The organism is Streptomyces sp. B21-083, assembly GCF_036898825.1.
GTDB lineage: Bacteria > Actinomycetota > Actinomycetes > Streptomycetales > Streptomycetaceae > Streptomyces.
Window position 1 is genome coordinate 3,144,684 of sequence record NZ_JARUND010000001.1, and the last position, 18,923, is coordinate 3,163,606.

Consider the following 18,923-nt stretch of genomic DNA (forward strand, 5'->3'; position numbering starts at 1 on the left):
TCCATTCGGCCACCACCGCCGAGCCACCCCAAGTCCCGAAAAACCGCCCAATTCCAATAAGTTTCGACGTCGCCGCAGACCGGCGGGGTGCCTCTGGATGTCAGCAAGCCGTCAGACAACCGGTCGAATTCACTTCCGCCTCACGCCTCGGAAACACGGCGGACAGGGGATAAAAACCTTGTAAATTCCTCGCGAGCACATCGCGACGGCCGAATCCGGGCATGCCGAAGTCGCCGCTTCGGCACGGCCAAAGGCCGCTGCCCGGCGACACTGACAGACCATCTAATTCCACACCCCCTGCCGGAACAAGAGGCAGGACACGACAGAACGAGCCGACCTCCCGGCAAAACCCGGAAGGTCGGCTCGCTACGAGGGCCCAGCGGCGGTCAGGCCTTCGTCTCGGACACCTCCGGAGCGGGGGCCTCCGGAGCCGGCTCGGTTACCTCGGCGACCTCCAGCGGGCGGACCGGGATGAGGAAGGCGACGACCGCGGCCGCGAGGCCGATACCGCAGCCGATCATCATGGCGGCCCGGAAACCGGCCTCGGAGGGCAGCGCGAAGCCACCGAAGTCGTTGGTCATCTGGGCCAGGACGACCCCGATGACAGCGGCCGAGACCGAGCTGCCGATCGAACGCATCAGGGTGTTGAAGCTGTTGGCGGAGGCGGTCTCGGACTGCGGGACGGCGCCCATGATGAGCGCCGGCATGGCGCCGTAGGCGAAGCCGACACCCGTGTTGCAGACGATGGTCACCGCGAGCAGACCCCACGTGGAGCCGGTGCCGACGATCGGCAGCGAGATGCCGTACCCGATGGCGATGACCAGGCTGCCGAGGGAGAGCGTGATCCTGGGACCGGACTTGGCGGAGAGCATGGCGCCGAGCGGCGACATGACCATCATCATCAGGCCGGCCGGAGCCATCCACAGCCCCATGGCGAGCATGGACTCGCCGAGCCCGTAGCCGGTCTCCTTGGGCAGCTGCATCAGCTGGGGGATGACCAGGGCCTGCGCGTACATCGCGAACCCGACGAGGATCGAGGCCGCGTTGGTCATCAGCACCTGCGGACGGGCGGTCACCCGGAGGTCGACCAGCGGCTCGGCGTTGCGCAGCTCCCACCGGCCCCAGGCCAGCAGCACGACCACGGCGACGGCGAACAGCCCGAGGGTGGTGCCACTGCCCCAGCCCCAGTCGGCGCCCTTCGACACGGCGAGGAGGAGGCAGACCAGCGCGGTGCCGAGCCCGATCGCGCCGAGCACGTCGAAGCGCCCGGCGGCGATGTTCTCGCGCCCGTCGGGCACGAAGACCGAGATCAGCGTGGCGACGGCGAGGGCCAGCGCGGCCACGACCCAGAACAGCACCCGCCAACTGGCGTTCTCGGCGATCGCCGCGGAGAACGGCAGCCCGAGCGCGCCGCCGACCCCCATGGAGGCGCTCATGATCGCGATGGACGAACCGAGTTTCTCCGCCGGTACGACGTCACGCATCAGGCTGATGCCCAGCGGGACGACGCCCATGCCCATGCCCTGCAGTCCGCGCCCGGCGATCATCGGGAGCACGGAGGAGGACAGCGCGCAGAGGACGGAGCCCAGGACGAGCGGCACGAGCGAGGCGAGCAGCATGCGCTTCTTGCCGTACATGTCGCCGAGCCGGCCGGCGACCGGCGTCACGACCGCAGCGGCCAGCAGGGTGGCGGTGATCACCCAGGAGGCGTTCGAGGCGGAGGTGTCGAGCAGGGTCGGCAGCTCCCCGATCAGCGGGACCACGAGGGTCTGCGTGACCGCGGCCACGATGCCGGCGAAGGCAAGGATGCCGACAACTCTGCCGGAGCCGGCGTCGGGCTTGGAACTGTCCACTGGGTCACTCCCTCGGAGAGGATGCAGATGACACGATGTGCATAATGCACGAGGAGTGCATCATACATATCGTCGGCGAACGCACTAACTTTGGAGGGGGCCCACCGAGGGGAAGGCCCGTTCAGAGCCGAAGGAAGCAGCCGCATGGACAAACCCGTTGATCTGGTCGAGTTCGAGATGATGCTGCTCGGTCGGTACATGCATCTGCTCTCACCGACGGCGCGGGGCGCGGTGGGACGGCTCGACCGCAGCGCGTACATCGTCCTCAGCCGTATCCAGGTGGAGGGGCCGATGTCCATCGGCCAGCTCAGCGCCGCGTTCGGCCTGGACGTGTCCACGCTCAACCGGCAGACCGCCGCGATGGTCCGCGCCGGAATCGTCGAACGCATCCCCGACCCCGAGGGGGGCATCGCGCGCAAGTTCGCGATGACGGGGGAGGGCGAGCGCCGCCTGGCGGCCGACCGTACGGGGAACCGGGAGGGCCTGGCCAAGGTGGTGGTCGACTGGACGGCCGAGGAGGTCGCGGACTTCGCCGCCCACCTGAGCCGCCTCAACCGTGACGTGGAGCGACTGGACGGCCGGCCGTGGCCGCGCGACCGAACGGCGCCACCGACAAGCGGTGAACGATCGTTCACACTTGAAGAGTGAACCATCTCGGCATGAATTGCCCCTGACATGGGCAGAGTTGAGGTGCGCCGACCGTCCCGCGCCGCACTTCGGGAGGCAGCCCAGTCATGCACCCCGAGCCGGACCCCCGTACCCGCCGCCCTTCCCACCACCCTGCCCCCCGCCGGGTCGTCGTCACCGGTCTGGGCGCTGTCACCCCGCTCGGCGTCGGAGTCCCCGACCTCTGGCGAGGGCTCCTCGAAGGCCGGTGCGGCATAAGGGAGTTGACCGGCGAGGAGTTCAGCGACCTGCCGGTCCGGGTGGCCGGCACGGTTCCGGTGGACCTGGCCGGGCTGCTCCCCCGCCCCCAGGCCCGCCGGATGAACCGGGCCGCGCAGTTCGGCGTACTGGCAGCGCGGGAGGCCTGGCGGGACGCCGGGTTCGACGGTTCGGGCACGGAGGCGAGCGGTCTGTCACCCGAGCGTGTGGGGGTCTCGGTGGGCGCGATCCTGGGTGACGCCTCGGTCCTCGTCGGCGGCGACCGCAGGCTCCGCGACAAGGGTCCCCGAGCGGTCTCGCCGCTCACCACCCCGATGACGGTGCCGTCGCAGGCGGCGTCCCAGATCTCGCTGGACCTGCGCATCACGGGCGAGGCCCGCACGGTGACCAGCGCCTGCGCGTCGGGCACGGAGGCGATCGGCCAGGCGATCGACCGCATACGGTACGGCCATGTCGACGTCGCCCTCGCGGGAGGCGCCGAGGCTGTCGTCACACCGGCGATCATGGCGTCGTTCGCCGCGATGCGCGCCCTGTCGACATATCCCGCCGGGGACCTGCCGTCCCGCCCCTTCGCCAGGGACCGGGACGGTTTCGTCAACGGTGAGGGCGCGGGTTTCCTGCTCCTGGAGTCCGAGGAGCACGCCCGGGCGAGGGGCGCCCGCGTCTACTGCGAGGCAGCCGGCTGGGGCCTGTCGGCCGACGCCCACCACATGGCGGCACCGGACCCCTCGGGCACCGGCGTGGCCCTGGCCCTCCACCGTGCCCTGCGCGACGCCGGAGGCCGTCCCGCCGACGTGATCCACGTCAACGCCCACGCCACGGCCACGATCGACGGCGACCTCGCGGAGGCGAACGCACTGCGGGCGGTACTGGGCGCGGTGGGCACGCTCCGCGTCCCCGTCACGGCCCTCAAGGGCCACCTCGGCCATCTCCAGGGCGCCGCGGGCGGGGTGGAGGCGGTGGCCACGGCCTTGACCCTGCACCACGGCACGATCCCGCCGACGATCGGTTGCGCGGAGGGCGAGCAGGACGAGGCGATCGACCTGGACGTGGTGCGGGGCGGCCCACGCCCGCTGCCCGACCACGGCGATCTGGCCCTCAGCAACTCGTTCGGGTTCGGCGGTCACAACGCGGTGCTGGCGCTACGGCGGGTGGGGTAGCGCGAGGCGGAGAGGGGGTTACTGGGGGTGGGAGGTCACGCCGAGCGCTTTCGGGCGGCGGTCTTCTTGGCAGTGGTCGTTTTGGCTGAACCGGCCTTGGCGGTACTGGCCTTGGCGGTACTGCCCTTGGCCGTGCTCTTCTTCACGGCGCCGGTCGACTCCTTGGTGGCCGTGGCCTTCTTGGAGGCGGCCTTCTTGGCTGTAGAGGTCGACTTCTTTCCGACCTCACCCTTGGAAGTCGCCTTGGAAGCCGCCCTGGGCGCCGCCTTTGAAGCCGAAGCCGAAGCCGTACGACGCCCGCGCAGGGGCTTGACCTCCCCTTCCGCCACGTCCTCCGCGGCCTCCTCGACCTTCTCCCCCCTTGATTCCTTGGCCTCCCGCACGCTCTTCTCCAGCGCGGCCATCAGGTCGAGCACCTTGCCGCCACCGCTGGGCGCCGGGGCGTGCGGGGCCTCCTCGCCGGAGGCCTTCGCGGCGATGAGTTCCTCGACGGCCTCGCGGTAGTCGTCGTGGAGGTCGGCGAGATCGACCTCGCCGAGGGTCGCCATGAGGGCGTCGGCGAGATCGAGTTCCTGGTCCCGTACGGTGACGCCGGTATCCGGCGCGACACCGTCCGTGGCCCGGATCTCGTCGGGCCAGAGCAGCCCGTGCATGGCGATGACGTCGTCGACGACCCGCAGCATGCCGAGCCGCTCCCGCCCCCGGAGCGCGAACTTGGCGATGGCGACCTTCTGGCTGCGCTTCAGCGCCTCACGCAGCAGGGTGTAGGGCTTCGCGGCCGGGACCCCGTTCGCGGAGAGGTAGTAGGCGGTGTCCATCTGCAGCGGATCGATACGGTCGCCGGGCACGAAGGCGACGATCTCGATGGTCTTGGCGGTGGGCAGGGGCAGCGACCCCAGATCCTCGTCCGTGATCGGGATCATCGCCCCGTCGGCACCCTCGTACGCCTTTCCGATCTCATCGCCTCTGACCTCGCGGTCCTCCAGTTCGCACACCTTGCGATAGCGGATGCGCCCGCCGTCCTCGACGTGGATCTGGCGGAAGGAGATCGAGTGGCTCTCGGTGGCGTTGACGAGCTTGATCGGGATGCTGACCAGCCCGAAGGAGATGGCGCCGTTCCATATGGATCGCACGTGGTGAACCTTCCTCCGGTGACGTCTTTGCCCTGTTTTCGTGGGATTCTCATCGTATGACGCCGATCACGGAGGTGGCGGGGCGAAGGGTGGCCCTCTCCAACCTGGAGAAGGTGATCCACCCGGCGACAGGCTTCACCAAGGGTGAGCTGCTGCACTACTACGCCACCACGGCCGACGTTCTCCTCCCCCACCTCCGCGACCGCCCGGTGTCTTTCCTGCGCTACCCGGACGGTCCCGACGGCCAGGTCTTCTTCGCCAAGAACGTGCCGCCGGGTACGCCCGACTGGGTAACGACGGCGCACGTTCCGCGCTCGGAGGGGCCGGCACGCATGGTTCTGATCCAGGACCTGCCCTCGCTGATGTGGGCGGCGAACCTGGTCACGGAGTTCCACACCCCGCAGTGGCTGATCGACGCCCCCGGCGAGGCCGACCGTATGGTCCTCGACCTGGACCCCGGCCATCCGGCGACGATCGTGGAGTGCTGCGAGGTGGCGCTCTGGCTACGGGAGCGGCTGGCGGCGGACGGGATCGAGGCGTACGCGAAGACGTCCGGCTCGAAGGGCCTGCACCTCCTGACGGCGCCGGCGACCCGCACCCCGTCCGGCGAGATCACGGCGTACGCGAAGGAACTGGCGGTCGAGGCGGAACGCACCCTCCCCCACCTCGTCGTCCACCGCATGACCCGCAGCCTGCGCCCCGGAAAGGTCTTCGTCGACTACAGCCAGAACGCGGCCCGAAAAACCACGGCGACCCCGTACACCCTCCGCGCCCGCACCGAGCCGACAGTGTCGACACCAGTGACGTGGGAGGAGGTCGCGGGGTGCACGAACCCGGCCCAACTCACGTTCGGGGCGGGGGACATCGCGGCCCGGCTCGATGCGCACGGGGACCTGCTGGCGCCGCTCGTGCTGCCGCGGCCGACATGAGCAGGCGGATGTCCCGCCTGCCGCCGCCGCGCACCCCCATCGCCGGAGGGTTGCGCCGACCGCCCCTCCACCACCGAACGCGAACTCGTTGACGCCCTCGTCGACGCACCGGCCAAGCCGTCAGAGACGGTCACCGGCGCCCGCAGATCAGACGCGCGCTGGAACTCCTCACCTGGTTCGACGAACAGGGCATCGAGCTGCCGGACCTCCGGCAAGCAGCGGGCCGTCGAACCGGAAGGGACTCAGCAACGAGGCCTTACCCCGGACCTCACCATCCCGGTCAGGCTTCCTCAACTGGCCCTGAAGCATCGTGAGCATGCCGAGGCTGCCTGGGACTCCAACCGTGCTGCCAGCACGACCCCGTGGCTGTTCGGGACTCGTCGGCCGCAATACTGGCCGCCTTGCGCGGGCGGCAGACGTTCCTGCCTCAACCCTCGCCGCTCTGACCGGGATCAGCGTCGACAACGCGGCGGACCGGACGGGCTACATCGCGATTCGTCGCGACGAAAGTCAAGGGGCCCGATCTACGACTCACGGCCAGGAACGCCGCGGTCACGGACATGCGCCCTGCGCACAGAGGGTTTGGAGCTGCTGCCGCTGGAGTGCGTTCAAGAGCGATCTGGTGAGCGGGAGTGAGTGCTGCTGGTCTGCGTGTGTCGTGTCGCGTACCTCGGTCGTGGGGTCGGTTTGGTGAGGAACTGACGTTCTCTCATCGAATGCGTGACCTTCTCGGGTGGTGCTCGTTTCCCCTGGCGACGGGATCTTCGGGCGGGGTCGGTTGGGGGTGGCGGGGTGGGTGGGCTGAGGAGTATCGCGGCGTCGTTCGTCGCGTCCGGTCCGTCCGGTGTGGCGATCCGGACCCGCCTCAAACTCCTGACGCCGGGCGATGAGAAGGTGCTGCGGCTGGTGGGAGCGCATCTGGGGTCGCTGGCGTCGAGGGATCTCAAGGCACGCTGCCGGGATGGTCTGGAGCATTCCGGTGCGGCGTGGGCGGTGCGGAAGCGGGAGCTGACCCCGGTCTCGTCGTCGCGGTGGGCTGGCAGTATCACCAAGGCCACGCATGATCTGTGGGCGCTGGCCCGGCGCTGTCAGTCGGCGCATGTTCAGAATCTGGAAGCGGGCGTCCGCACCCTCACGCATCGGCTGTCGCTGCCGGTCGGGCAGAAGGGGAGCAAGAAGGCGCCTGGTGGTTACCGGTCCCAGCGGGAGTGGCATGCGAAGTCCCGGCGGCTGCGCGTGCTTCAGGACCGGCTGGCCGTCGCGCGGGCCGACCGCGAGGCCGGTGTCGTGCATGTCGTGCGCGGCGGGAAGCGGCTGGCCCGCGCCAGGCATCACCTGGAGGCTGCCCAGCTCACGGAACCTGAGTGGCGTGGGCGGTGGGAGGCGGAGCGCTGGTTCTGCCAGGCGGACGGGGAGTCCGGCAAGCGCTACGGCAACGAAACCATCCGTATCAGCCCGGACGGCGAGGTGAGCATCAAACTCCCCGCACCGCTGGGGTATCTGGCGAACGCCCCGCACGGGCGGTACGTCCTCGCCTGCCGGGTCGTGTTCGCGCACCGGGGCGGCGAGTGGGCGGACCGCGTCGCGGCGAACCGGGCGATCGCCTACCGCATCCACCTCGATACGGGCCGGGACCGCTGGTACGTGACAGCGTCCTGGCAGATCCCGCCCACCCCGACCCTGCCGATGGAGGCCGCGCTCGCCCACGGGGTGATCGGCGTCGACATGAACGCCGACCACCTCGCCGCCTGGCGCCTCGACATCCACGGCAACCCGACCGGCAGCCCGCGCCGCTTCTCCTACGACCTGACCGGCACCGCCGGACACCGCGACGCGCAGGTCCGCCACGCCCTCACCGGCCTCCTGCACTGGGCCCGAACGTGCGGCGTGAAGGCGATCGCGGTGGAAGACCTGGACTTCACGGCGGAGAAGACCCGGGAGAAACACGGCCGCAGGAGACGCTTCCGCCAGCTGATCTCCGGCATGCCCACCGGCAAACTCCGCGCCCGGCTGGCCTCGATGGCCGACCAGACCGGTATCACGGTCATCGCCGTCGACCCCGCCTACACCAGCCGGTGGGGTGCCCAGCACTGGCAGAAACCCCTCACCACAACCACCCGTACAACCACTCGCCATGATGCTGCTGCCGTGGCGATCGGAAGGCGCGCCCAGGGACACCCGATCCGGCGACGGACGACACCGCCCCCACACGACCGGAGTGATCGTGCGGGGCATCGGACCGTCCAGGCCGGACCAGGCATCCCTGGACGTGAGGAACCCCGCCCCCGCATCCCCGGACCACGGACACGATCCGTGCCGCCCGGACGCGGAGCGAACGCGGGCAACCAGAACGCCCAACACCGTCCGGGGCGTTCGACTGAGCATGAGTTTTGGCAACAGGACTCACTTCCGCTCAGTCTCTAGGAACGGTTGTCGTCAACTCGCTTCGACACACTCTTCAACGAAGGCGCAAAGCCGACGAATGAGGCTCAGGTAGGAGGCGGGGTACGTGGTGGCCTGCATGTGCGATGCACCCTGGAGCCACTGTTGCCACAGGGCACCCGGGGCCAGGAAACGGGCTACCTGGTCGCCTTTGAGATTCAGGTCGATGAACAAGAGAGCGCCCATGGCCACAGTCTGGTCGTATGCGAGGTCGGGTCGCCGAAGGTAGCGATCAAGGTAGGCGACCAGTAGTTCGGCGTCGCGCGGCGTTCCGAAACTGGCCAGACCCACGCAGTAGGCCAGGCCGGCGCAGCAGACCTCGCTGGCCAGCAGGAGCTCCCCGAGGCGCTCACGGAACTCGGTCCGACGCGAGACAGCCACGAGCCACGCCGCGGTTCTCCGCTCGCGCCACCCGCCCTCAAGGAGGGTGGTGATCTCCTTCGCGGTGATGACTCCCGCGTCCTCGCTCAGCTGTCGCAGGAATTGGTCGTACTCAGGACTCCGCATGCGCAGCAAGCCGCCGCCGAGCTTCATGTAGCGCCGCTCGGGGGTGACATAGCGGCGAACCAGAGCCAGCAGTTCGGGATCCTCGTGGGCATGGCGCATCACAGGGTCGATCCTGCCTCTAGGTGCGCGACGAGGCCACCTCTTTTGACGCCGCGCCGCCCGGCCAGGCCCTGCAGGCCACAACGCTGCCCCGCCTCGCACTGGCGGACGTCGTTTCGGCCTCAATCCTCACTGCTCTCACCGAGACCCGTCGACAATGGGACGGCCTGGATGAACTTCGTCAAGCCTGACTGGACTGGCTACATCAGCAGCCGGCGAAGCGACAGCTAAGAAGTCGGTTTCTCTCGTGGTTGAGCCCCGGCATCATGGTCGTCGGTAGGTTCATATGTGAGAGGACGAACGAGTGCGGCGGGTGTCTGGAGACGGGCAGACCGATCTGACGGAGCTGTGGCAGCAGCGTTGGCCCAGTTGCCCACCGGTTGGGTACAAGCTCCGTGACCCGTATCGGAATGTCTGGGTACGTTTTCACAGCCTGCCGAAGTCGAAGCGGTACGCGGAGGACGAGAGCGAGTACACCATTGTCCTGGAGCGTTACAACACCGTCCTCGATGAGTTGTTCGCTGGTGCGGACGTGTATGTGATCACTCCGCTCTGGACGACCGAAGCCGAGGTTCCGTCACTGCAACCCGTCACGGGGTACTGGCAGAGCCTGCTGGTAGAGAACGATCCTGACCCTGACTTCCGCACGTATTGCCACCTCTTCGTCGTCCGCCGGCCCTGGCGGCGTGGCTGCGCCGACGAGTTGCTCCGAGACATCGCCGACGACAAGGTGGCGGGAGTCCTCATCACCGACACCCGAATGCAGCGCATCCACCACCCCTACGACGGTGGCGCCGACGTCTTCCTCGCCACGTCGGAGGAACGGGACCGGATCCGCGATCGGCATGCCGACTGGCTTTCCAGTCATCCCGCAGGTCTCTGACCGGCTTGGATCGCCGCCCCGCTCAGAATCGTCTCTACAGCAAGTACCGGGTTGAAAGGCTCCACGAGCTCTTTGGTGGCGACGGCCAGCAGACGCGCGGGTACATCACCGTCCAGCAACGCACTCACGTATTCGATGGCCTCCGCAGGCGAGAGCACAGGCAGCCTTTGGCGCAGCGTCCGCACCGCGTGCATGCGTCCGCGCGCAGCGGCGACTTCGCACAGCGCATCGTGTAGATCGTCTACTGCGGTGCGCACCGGCAGCCCACGTATCCGGGCTCGATAGTCGGCCTCCCACTCCCCGGTCACCGCGGAGACGACGCCGATCCGGTGCAGTCCGCCGTCGACACGGTCGACCAGGTACGGCCCGTTACCGGCCAGCATGAACTCCGGGTTCCGGGTGCGTACGAACTCCTCGGAGGTCCAGCAGACGATCCACACCAGCTCGTGCTCCTCGACGTCGACCACAGCCATCCGCATCGCGCCCACACCCGCAGCCCGCCACGTCCGATAGTCGCGCTCCAACTGGTCCTCGACAGCCTGAACGGCGGCCTCTCGCTCGATCACGCACGCAGCTTCCCGCACGGACCCCTCTCTCCACCAGCAAATGCGCACGGCGCAGGATCACGTACGAGGGGTCGCGGACCTTCTTGGCCAGACGAACGACAGCCATGGAACGAGTGCGCTGCACCAGCAACGCGCCCGGCCAAGGGGGTCTTGCTGGCCTGGGCGTTGGTGAGGTCGGCCTGGAGCAAGGCCGGCTGACCGGCGATCCTCCGGGCGGGTCCTGGGCTGCCGGTTCGAGCGCGCCAGCATGGATGATTTCGAGGAAGTCGCGGTGCCGGTAGAGGCCGCTGTGGTCTACCTAGGCTGCCCGGCGATGGCGGAGGCACTGATCGGGGTGCCGCTCTTGGCGGCGTTCGCCACCGCTGTGGTCACCCGCTGGCGGCGGTCGGTGTCCGCCTGGCGGCCATCGTGCATCGCGGGGACAATGGCAGGCTCCAGGGCCCGACACCGGGAAGCGGCTGGCCGCCTCGGGGCAGGCCCGGCATCACCACATGGGCACGGCGGATTGACTTCTCTCACCGTCTCGTCGCAGGCGCAGGCGCAAGCTTCCGAGAGTCTCATACAGGAACCCTGCCACCTCCACCAGTTCGGCCCTCACCATCTCGTCGCACACCGTCGGTTTCCTTTCACGCCTCACGGCGAGGCGGGTCACGTAGTGGATACTTACGCTCATGATTCGCGCAGTGGTCTTCGACGTCGGCGAGTGTCTCGTGGACGAGACCAGGGAGTACGGCACTTGGGCCGACTGGCTCCAGGTGCCCCGCCACACTTTCGCCGCCGTGTTCGGTGCGGTCATCGCCCAAGGGCGTGACTACCGGGAGACATTCGAGGAGTTCCGGCCCGGTTTCGACCTGGACGTGGAGCGCGAGAAGCGTGCCGCCGCCGGACATCCCGAAGCATTCGACGAGGCGGACCTCTATAGCGACGTGCGGCCGACACTCACCCAACTCCGGGCCGACGGACTCTGGCTGGGCATCGCGGGCAACCAGACGGTCCGGGCCGGGAAGATCCTCCGCGGACTGTTCAGCGACGACGTCGATCTGATCGGGACGTCGGACGACTGGGGCGCGAGCAAACCGGACCCCGAGTTCTTCCACCGCGTCGCCGAAGTCGTCCCGTTCGCCGACGACGAGATCCTTTACGTCGGTGATCGGGCCGACAACGACCTGCGTCCGGCCGTCGCGGCAGGCATGCACGCCGCGTTGGTCCGTCGCGGGCCTTGGGCGATGATCCAGTGGCGGACCGAGGAGGCGCAGCAGCTCCCGACGTTCAGGATCGAGAGCCTCAACGAACTGCCCGCCCTGATCCGGGACTTCAACGCCATCAGCGAGCCAGCGCGCTGACCGTCGTCGCCCATCCGTAGAGCCGGTCGTCCAACTCCCTTACGCATGGCTCGTGCTGATGCGGGACCAACGCCCGCCGCACCTCGCGCACTCGATCCATACCCGTCGCGTACCAGGTACGTTCCAACTGGTCGAGCGCCCGCAGCGCATAACGACACGCTGCCTCAGGGGCGTTGGCGACGGTCTCGACGGCGGCCAGGTCGCCCAGGACGACGGTGGTCTGTTTCTCCTCGCCGGAGGTGAGCGAGTCGAGGACACCGAGCAGCGTTTCACGGGCTTGCGGCAGGTGCCCCGCCATCAGCTGCGTGTTGCCCTTGAAGGCGGCCAACCGCACCGCGCTGAACCAGTCCAGCCATTCGGGCGAAGCGGGGCCGGAGCCTGCGGCCAGAACGTCCTCGGCATGCCCGATCAGATTCAGTGCGGTACGGGAGTTGCCGCAGCGCGTCTCACATTCGGCTTCCACCGCATCGAGCCACGCGAGGAGTTCCGCCGAAGCGGCACCACGGCGCGCATAGGTGCGGGAGGCGGTCATTCGCTCGACAGCCTCGTCCCGGCGGCCGTCCCACCCCGGAATGAACGCGGTGTGCGCAAGAATCGCGGACCCGAGCAGCGGGTCATCCGCCTCGGCTGCGGCCTGCAGAGCGCGGAGCAGCGTCTGCGCGGCGCGCTCCGGCTCACGAAGGTCGAAGAACTCGATCCGCCCCGCGAGCATGAAGGTCTCGGCAAGCGACGCGGCAACGACCGTACGCGTCTGCCCAGCCGTCTCCGGCAGCAGCGCGCACCCAAGGGTCGCGTGCGCGATCACCGGCGGATGCAGCGTGGCCGGAGCGACCGACCAGTAGAGGCGCCGATGCGAGCGTGTCACCGCCACGAAGTCCGCTGCGACGGTGGCGGGCTGAAGCGGGGCGACGGCCTGAGCAGGGATCGTGGCAAGGCTGGCTGCCGCAGGCGTGGGAACCGGCGCCGTGCGACGCCGTCCACTCACGACCATGCCGTCCGGTGCCGTGAACCCCAGCGATTCGAGGTCCTGGCCGAGCGTACGGGTGAGCACCTGCTGTACATCCGGTTGCGGCCACGGCGGGTTCGGCGACTCCCAGCGCCGCACCTGCCGTACGCCCACGCCGAGAGCATCGGCGAGTGCCTGCTGCGACGCGTACCCCGCAGCCAGACGGGCCGACTTCAGCCGGGTGTTTCCTACGGACCGGGCCACTGTTCCACCTCCTGTTGAGCACCACCGACAGTGTCACAGCAAGCCCTTGCTCGGGCCTGCCTTCACTCGAAAGGGGCACAGAAAGTCCCTTAAGCGGCAACACAAAGCCCTCTGGAAGTCCTAGTTTTAGGGACTTTGCACGACCACCATTAACGCCATGACCACACCGTTTCCAAGGCAGTCGAACGGAGTCGGCCGATGAGCACGGGGAAGATCAGGGCCGCCACTCAGCAGGTCGAGGACGCCATGCTGCGCGACTACCGCCTCTGGTTCGAGCACGCCCGCAAATGCGACACCTGCAAGCGCGTGACCAGCGCACGGGACGGCTGCGAGGACGGACAGGAGCTGTGGGGCACCTACCGCCTCGCACGGATCGGGCACCCCGAGGAGAAGAGGCAACCATCATGACCTGGAAGGTCGAGCGCACCCCCGGACTCCCCCTCCACCGCACCGACGACGGCCACTACGCCCTCCCCCTACGACTGACCCACAACGGCGACCACCCCACCGACACGACCATGACCCTCACCCCAGCCGAAGCCGAACACCTGCACGCCGCCCTGTGCCGCGCCCTCGATGACCAGCCAGCGCCTCCGTCCGTACCCGACTGCCGCAGAACCGTCCAGACATCACCGGGTACCGCGCGCATCGTGGGCCGTCACTGACCATCACGAGGGAAAGGCCGTCAGGTCGCCTGGAGCCAGAAGTGCAGCAGGTCGGTGTCGGCGGCGGGGGTGGGCTTGCCGTCCGGGTCGGTGACCGTGGTCACGGTCAGGCCGGCGGTCGTGGCCAGTTTCTCGAACCTGTCCCGGGTGTACCAGTGCAGGACCCACGGGCGGTCCACGACGCTGCTGTCCGAGCCGAGGTGGCGTTCGTAGCGCAGAAGCGTCGTCTGTGTCCGGGCCGTCTCGTCGCGTTGCTCGGCGACGACGGAGAAGCGGAGCTCCGCGCCGTCGGGTGCGACGGCCGTGCGCACGCCGCCGAGCTGTTCGGCCGGGGTCGGCGTGGGGGTGAACAGGGGCACCAGGGCGGTGCCTCCCTCCGCCAGGTGGGCGCGGACACCGCGGAGGGCGGCCAGTGCCGCGTCGTCGTCGGGAAGCAGGTTGAAGGTCGGTCCGGCGAGGAAGATCGCCCGGTAGCGGCGGGGCAGGTCCAGAGCTTCCATGCGCTGATGGAACACGGTCGTGGCGATGCCTTGTTCGTCCGCCCGGCGGCCGAGGCGTTCGAGCATGTCCGCGGAGGAGTCGACGCCGTCGACGTCCAGACCGCGCCGGCGCAGTTCGAGCAGGGGATCACCGTCTCCGCACCCCAGCTCCAGTGCCGGCACGCCGGCTCGCTGGATGAAGGCCGCATAGGGCTCGGGGTCCTGGGAGAAGGATTTCAGCGGTGCGTAGAGCTCCGCGACGATGCCGGTGTAGAAGTCAGCTGGGTCCACGTCCGGCACCCTACGCAGCCCGTCCCGTAAGTTCACTCGAATATCAAGGGCGCCCCGTTTACGGCGAGTTGGTGGTGCCGAGCAGTGCCCGAGCAGAAGTACCGCCCGTTCCGGCCGCCGTCACACCCGCGCCCAGGTCCCCCGGTCCCGGGCCACCGCGTGCAGCGCTTCCACGTCCGCCGGCTTCAGTACGCCCCCCAGTCGCGCCAGCCCCGACAGGTCCGTGTCGGCAAGGACCCTGACCTCTCTCAGCGGCACCGTCACCTTCAGGTCGGCCGGGCCTGCCAGGGCCAGGACGGGGTGGACCTCCGCCGTCAGGGCGTACGAGGCCCGGTCGGCGTACGAGCGGACCCGACGGAGGAGGGGGCGGGGGTCGCGGCGGCCCAGGGAGACCATCGGGTCGGCCACCAGGACCCGCTGCTTACGGGCGTACAGGGTGTGGACCGCGAACAGGCCGCCCGGGCCGATCACGAGGTGGTGGACCCGGTCGCCGCCGGGGAGCAGGATCGAGTGGAGGGTGTGCCAGCCCGCGCCCTCCAGCGCCTCCAGGGCCCCGCCCACCGCCTGCTCCGCCGCCAGCGCACGCCTTCGGGGGTCCGGGCGGAGGCGGTGAGGTGGGCCCGGGTCACGGTCCAGGGCGACCTGGAGGGCCTCGCCGGGGCGGTTGGGAGCCAGGTCGTCATCGGGGTGGAGGGAGAGGCGGGCCAGCTCCGCCGGGGTCGGGACCGGGGGCGGGCCCACCGTCACCGGGCCCGTCAGGAACGGGCCCAGGGCTTCCAGTACGTCCCCTCTGAGGTCGTCGCTCAGCAGGTTGACCCGGGACGACTCACGGTCGTACCAGGCGATGTTCCGCCCGTCCGTCAGACACACGTACAGCCGTTCGTGGCCTTGGCGCCAGGCCGGTACGACGCGCAGTCCGCTCATCCACCATCACCCCAATCCCCGCATGGCCATGGGAACAGGCGGGGTGCTGCGGGGGCAAGAACCCGGCTACCTTTGGAGGAAGTTGGGGCGGAGTCGGTTGCCCGAGTGGGGAGGCGGAGTAGTTGCGGACCCGCAGGAAGCAGCCCGACGTACCGGCTCCGGGCGAGCCATGGAGCGAGATCGTGCCCGGGCTGTGGATGGGCGGACACGAGTTCACGAGTCGCCCGGGGGAGATCGAGTTCGCCGTCGTGCACGATGAGTTCGACCTGGTCGTGACCCTGCTGAAGCTGCCCGGGTACGGGCCCGATCCCGGCGTCGAGCATCACGTGTGGTCGATTCCGGACGGACCGCTCGACGGGACCCAGCTCGCCGGGGTGATCCGGCTCGCGGAGACCGTGTGCACCGCGCTGGAGGACGGGCGCAGCGTCCTGGTGCGCTGTTACAGCGGGTACAACCGCTCGGGGCTCGTCGTCGCGCACGCCCTCGTCCACGACGGACACAGCACCGACGAGGCGATCCGTCTCGTCAGATCCCGCCGCTCCCCCTGGGCCCTGCACAACCAACTGTTCGTCGAGTACCTGCGGACGGGCCTGCCCACGGCCCGACTGCTGGAGGAACTTGCCGAGTAGGCCGAACAGGCCGTCCCGCAACGGAAGAACCACCGGAGCCGCCCTCGGCCTGGTCAGCCCGGTCCGCCCGAGCGGCCCGAGCGGCCCGCCCGGAAAATGCGACTTCCCTGCGAATAAGGTGTCGTGGACGAGGCGACCCCGCCCGCCACACCCGTCCCGGCCCCGACGCAGGAGTGCAGTGAATCCCAGCCGCACCTCCCGTGTCCCCCTCGCCGCTCTGGCTCTGGCCCTCGCCGTCCTCGCCGCCGGCTGCGGGGACGCCGGTGGGCTGCGTGGTGCCGGGCCGACCGCCACCGCCATCAGCCCCGCCCGGCTCTGGCCGGAGCTGCCCGCCGCCTCCAGCCCCGCCTGGTACTACGGCGAGGCCGAGACCGAGACCGTGAAGGGCGTCACCGCCCCCGGCGACGACATCCACAAGGTCGACCCGGTTGCCGTCGTACGGGCGGAGATCGCCACCCACCCCGACGTGTACACCGCCGACAACTCCCCGTACACCGGGACGGCCGCCGGTATGGCCGCCTGCGGCCGGAAGGGCCGCAGCGGAACCGGCAGAACCGGCGGCAGCGGAACCGGCGCCTGTCCCGTCCTCAGGGCCTACTACCGCGACCTCACCGGCGACGGCCGCGACGACATGGCCCTCGGTTTCCGGCTGCTGCCGGGCAACGGGACGGCCGTACGCGTGTACACCTTCCAGCGGCACAGGCTGGTGCAGATCATGGCCAACGACGACGCCGTGACCGCCGTGGAACTGGCCGGCCGGGCCGTGATCATCCGCTCGCCGTCGCAGATCCCGGGGTACGAGTACCGCACCCAGTGGACCTGGGACGCCGACCAGAAGGCGATGCTGCTCACCCGGGACGAGTTCCTGCGCACCGGCAAACCCAAGCGCACCCACGCTCCCCGTGCATCATCCTCGGCCTCCACCTCCTCCGCCGCCTCCTCCTCGGTCTCCTCGTCCGCGAGTGCCCGATGAGGGTCGCGCTGCCCGGGTGGGCAGGGACCCTCGCCGCCAAGGCCGCGCTGTTCATCACCGGGATGTGCTGCGCGCTCGCCGCCCTGCTCGGCGTCCTCGTGCATGTCTCGGTGACCCATCAGACCGTCGACCAGGCCCGTGACCGCGCCCTGTCGCGGCTCGTGGAGGCCACGGCCGCGTACGAGGCGGGGGACGCCCTCCGGCAGCACGCCGGTATAGATCCCGAGGGGCTGCCGAAGGCGCTGCGGACGCTCGCGGCGGCCGGGGAGCGCGGCACGATGGTCACCGACCACGACGGGGTGCCGACGATGTGGGCGGCCGGCCCGGCGGACGGCGGGCACGCGCTCGCCGTGGCGCTCGACTACTCGCAGAGCGCCCGTACGATCGAGGGCCTCGACCGGGCCATCCTGTGGTCGTCGGGCCTCGCCATCGGCGCGACGCTGCTGGTCGGCGCGTTCGCGGTGACCCGGGTGACCCGCCGGCTGCACGCGACCGCCCAGGTGGCCCGCCGGATCAGCGCCGGCGACCTGGACGCCCGCGTCGGCGACGCCCGTACGCAGGATCCGAGCCGTCCGCCGGACGAGGTCGCCGCCGTCGCCGCCGCGCTCGACACGATGGCCGCCTCGCTGCAGCGCAAACTGCTCAGCGAGCAGCGCTTCACCGCCGACGTGGCCCATGAGCTGCGCACCCCGCTCACCGGGCTGCACGCGGCGGCCGAACTGCTGCCGCCCGGGCGGCCGACCGAGCTGGTCAGGGACCGGGTCGCCGCCCTGCGTACGCTCACCGAGGACCTGCTCGAAATCTCCCGGCTGGACACGGGCAAGGAGCGGCTGGAGGTCGACACCGAGGCGCTCGGCGCCCTCGCGGAACGGGTCGTACGGGTCCTGCGGGCCTCGGGAAACTCGGCGCAGCCGGGAAACTCCGGGAGTTCGGGGACGCCCGCGTCCGACACGGAGATCGTCGTCGTCCGTGACGCCCGCGTCGACACCGACCGGCGTCGGCTCGAACGGGTGCTCGGCAATCTCGTCGCCAACGCCCACCGGCACGGCCGTACGCCCGTGACGCTGACCATCGACGGGCCGGTCGTGACCGTGCGGGACCACGGTGACGGTTACCCGGACTACGTGGTGGAGCACGGGCCGCAGCGGTTCCGTACGGAGGGCGGGGCGACCGGGCACGGCCTTGGGCTGACGATCGCGTTGGGCCAGGCGGAGGTACTGGGCGCCCGGCTCACCTTCACCAACGTGCCCCGGAGCGCGGGCGGGGGCGCTCTGGCGACGCTCACCCTGGCCGAATCGCAGGTATTCGCCACCAACGGCCCAGCGTGACGGGCGCCTTACACGACCGGCTCCTAGCGTGGCGGTTAGTCAGCTCTGTCCGGCCAAAGGAGCCCACATGTCACCGCGGACCACCCTGACCCTCCTCGGCATAACAGCCGCCGCCACCGCACTCTCCCTCGGCGCCGTCACCCCGGCACTCGCGAGCCCCGCCGACGACGACTGGGGCAGCAGCTGGAACCAGAACCAGCAGCAGCAGCCGCCGAACAACCCGAATCAGAACCAGAACAACCCGAACAACAACGACGGCGGCGGGCAGCAACAGCCGAGCAACAGCGGCTGGAACCAGCAGAACAGCAACCAGCAGGGCGGCAACGGCGACTGGGACCAGCACAACAACACCAGCAGCAACGCCGTCCTCTACAAGGGGATCGTCACCGCCAACGGCGGGCTGCGGCTGCGCAGCGCGCCGAATCGCGGCAGCGCCATCATCCGGGTCGTCCCCAAGGGCGCGATCGTCACCATCTTCTGCAAGGTCGGCGGCGAGAACGTCGACGGCAACTCGCTCTGGTACCTCCTCACGGACGGCACCTGGGCCTGGGGCGCCGCCCGCTACATCGACAACATCGGCGCCGCGCCACGCTTCTGCTGACCAATAAGTAGTGAGCTTTGGGT

At 69.6% G+C, this 18,923-nt stretch carries 19 protein-coding genes and 1 pseudogene; 13 read left to right on the forward strand and 7 right to left on the reverse strand.

Features of this window, described 5'->3' with window-relative positions; genetic code table 11:
• Window positions 1-386: 386 nt before the first annotated feature.
• Window positions 387-1,853: an MFS transporter gene (locus tag QA861_RS13935; protein ID WP_334588649.1), complete on the reverse strand. Its 1,467-nt coding sequence runs from the start codon at window positions 1,851-1,853 to the stop codon at window positions 387-389.
• Window positions 1,854-1,997: 144 nt separating this feature from the next.
• On the opposite strand from QA861_RS13935, the gene QA861_RS13940 reads away from it, so the two are divergent.
• Together QA861_RS13940 and QA861_RS13945 are read left to right on the forward strand one after the other, a co-directional pair.
• A complete protein-coding gene (locus tag QA861_RS13940; protein ID WP_334588650.1) occupies window positions 1,998-2,501 on the forward strand; it encodes a MarR family winged helix-turn-helix transcriptional regulator in 504 nt (167 codons plus the stop codon).
• A gap of 86 nt (window positions 2,502-2,587) precedes the next feature.
• Window positions 2,588-3,898, forward strand: coding sequence for a beta-ketoacyl-[acyl-carrier-protein] synthase family protein (locus tag QA861_RS13945; protein ID WP_334588651.1), 1,311 nt, complete (start codon window positions 2,588-2,590; stop codon window positions 3,896-3,898).
• A gap of 35 nt (window positions 3,899-3,933) precedes the next feature.
• Here QA861_RS13945 and ku read toward each other — a convergent pair whose 3' ends face one another.
• Window positions 3,934-5,031, reverse strand: coding sequence for a non-homologous end joining protein Ku (ku, locus tag QA861_RS13950; protein ID WP_334588652.1), 1,098 nt, complete (start codon window positions 5,029-5,031; stop codon window positions 3,934-3,936).
• Between the two features lie 56 nt (window positions 5,032-5,087).
• Between ku and ligD the strand changes: the two genes are divergently transcribed.
• Complete coding sequence (gene ligD / locus QA861_RS13955) at window positions 5,088-5,960, forward strand: non-homologous end-joining DNA ligase (RefSeq protein ID WP_334588653.1); 873 nt, start codon at window positions 5,088-5,090, stop codon at window positions 5,958-5,960.
• Between the two features lie 792 nt (window positions 5,961-6,752).
• Window positions 6,753-8,384 (forward strand): annotated as a pseudogene (locus QA861_RS13960) (IS200/IS605 family accessory protein TnpB-related protein).
• 12 nt (window positions 8,385-8,396) lie between these two features.
• Here the strand turns inward: QA861_RS13960 and QA861_RS13965 are convergent.
• The gene (locus QA861_RS13965) at window positions 8,397-9,008 is read right to left on the reverse strand and encodes a DUF6000 family protein (RefSeq protein WP_334588654.1); all 612 of its coding nucleotides are present in this window, start codon (window positions 9,006-9,008) and stop codon (window positions 8,397-8,399) included.
• 23 nt (window positions 9,009-9,031) lie between these two features.
• Between QA861_RS13965 and QA861_RS13970 the strand changes: the two genes are divergently transcribed.
• A complete protein-coding gene (locus QA861_RS13970) occupies window positions 9,032-9,199 on the forward strand; it encodes a hypothetical protein (RefSeq protein ID WP_334588655.1) in 168 nt (55 codons plus the stop codon).
• A gap of 122 nt (window positions 9,200-9,321) precedes the next feature.
• A complete protein-coding gene (locus QA861_RS13975; RefSeq protein ID WP_334588656.1) occupies window positions 9,322-9,891 on the forward strand; it encodes a DUF3885 domain-containing protein in 570 nt (189 codons plus the stop codon).
• On the opposite strand, the gene QA861_RS13980 is transcribed toward QA861_RS13975, so the two are convergent.
• Entirely contained in the window at window positions 9,873-10,457 is a 585-nt protein-coding gene (locus QA861_RS13980) for a YrhB family protein (RefSeq protein ID WP_334588657.1), read from the reverse strand. The genes QA861_RS13975 and QA861_RS13980 overlap by 19 nt on opposite strands.
• Before the next feature lie 671 nt (window positions 10,458-11,128).
• On the opposite strand from QA861_RS13980, the gene QA861_RS13985 reads away from it, so the two are divergent.
• Window positions 11,129-11,800, forward strand: coding sequence for an HAD family hydrolase (locus QA861_RS13985; protein ID WP_334588658.1), 672 nt, complete (start codon window positions 11,129-11,131; stop codon window positions 11,798-11,800).
• Here QA861_RS13985 and QA861_RS13990 read toward each other — a convergent pair.
• Complete coding sequence (locus tag QA861_RS13990) at window positions 11,781-13,010, reverse strand: NsdA family TPR-like regulatory protein (RefSeq protein ID WP_334588659.1); 1,230 nt, start codon at window positions 13,008-13,010, stop codon at window positions 11,781-11,783. The two genes, QA861_RS13985 and QA861_RS13990, sit on opposite strands and share 20 nt — an antisense overlap.
• 198 nt (window positions 13,011-13,208) lie before the next feature.
• Here QA861_RS13990 and QA861_RS13995 point away from each other — a divergent pair, with 198 nt between their 5' ends.
• Window positions 13,209-13,418: a hypothetical protein gene (locus QA861_RS13995; protein ID WP_334588660.1), complete on the forward strand. Its 210-nt coding sequence runs from the start codon at window positions 13,209-13,211 to the stop codon at window positions 13,416-13,418.
• The gene (locus QA861_RS14000) at window positions 13,415-13,675 is read left to right on the forward strand and encodes a hypothetical protein (RefSeq protein ID WP_334588661.1); all 261 of its coding nucleotides are present in this window, start codon (window positions 13,415-13,417) and stop codon (window positions 13,673-13,675) included. The genes QA861_RS13995 and QA861_RS14000 overlap by 4 nt, the downstream gene beginning before the upstream one ends.
• 20 nt (window positions 13,676-13,695) lie before the next feature.
• Here the strand turns inward: QA861_RS14000 and QA861_RS14005 are convergent, their stop codons facing one another.
• Both QA861_RS14005 and QA861_RS14010 read right to left on the reverse strand, forming a co-directional pair.
• Window positions 13,696-14,445, reverse strand: coding sequence for a class I SAM-dependent methyltransferase (locus QA861_RS14005; RefSeq protein ID WP_334588662.1), 750 nt, complete (start codon window positions 14,443-14,445; stop codon window positions 13,696-13,698).
• A gap of 120 nt (window positions 14,446-14,565) precedes the next feature.
• Window positions 14,566-15,369, reverse strand: a complete 804-nt coding sequence (locus QA861_RS14010; protein WP_334588663.1) for a nuclease-related domain-containing protein — start codon at window positions 15,367-15,369, stop codon at window positions 14,566-14,568.
• Between the two features lie 122 nt (window positions 15,370-15,491).
• Here QA861_RS14010 and QA861_RS14015 point away from each other — a divergent pair, with 122 nt between their 5' ends.
• The 4 genes from QA861_RS14015 to QA861_RS14030 all read left to right on the forward strand — a co-directional run bounded on the left by QA861_RS14015 (window position 15,492) and on the right by QA861_RS14030 (window position 18,900).
• Window positions 15,492-15,998, forward strand: coding sequence for a protein-tyrosine phosphatase family protein (locus QA861_RS14015; protein ID WP_334588664.1), 507 nt, complete (start codon window positions 15,492-15,494; stop codon window positions 15,996-15,998).
• A 178-nt stretch (window positions 15,999-16,176) separates the two neighbouring features.
• Window positions 16,177-16,971, forward strand: coding sequence for a hypothetical protein (locus QA861_RS14020; protein WP_334588665.1), 795 nt, complete (start codon window positions 16,177-16,179; stop codon window positions 16,969-16,971).
• Window positions 16,968-18,299 (forward strand): ATP-binding protein, encoded by a 1,332-nt coding sequence (locus tag QA861_RS14025; RefSeq protein WP_334588666.1) that lies wholly within the window; start codon window positions 16,968-16,970, stop codon window positions 18,297-18,299. Before QA861_RS14020 ends, QA861_RS14025 begins: the two co-directional genes overlap by 4 nt.
• A 67-nt stretch (window positions 18,300-18,366) precedes the next feature.
• Window positions 18,367-18,900, forward strand: coding sequence for an SH3 domain-containing protein (locus QA861_RS14030; protein WP_334588667.1), 534 nt, complete (start codon window positions 18,367-18,369; stop codon window positions 18,898-18,900).
• The last annotated feature ends 23 nt before the right edge of the window (window positions 18,901-18,923 follow it).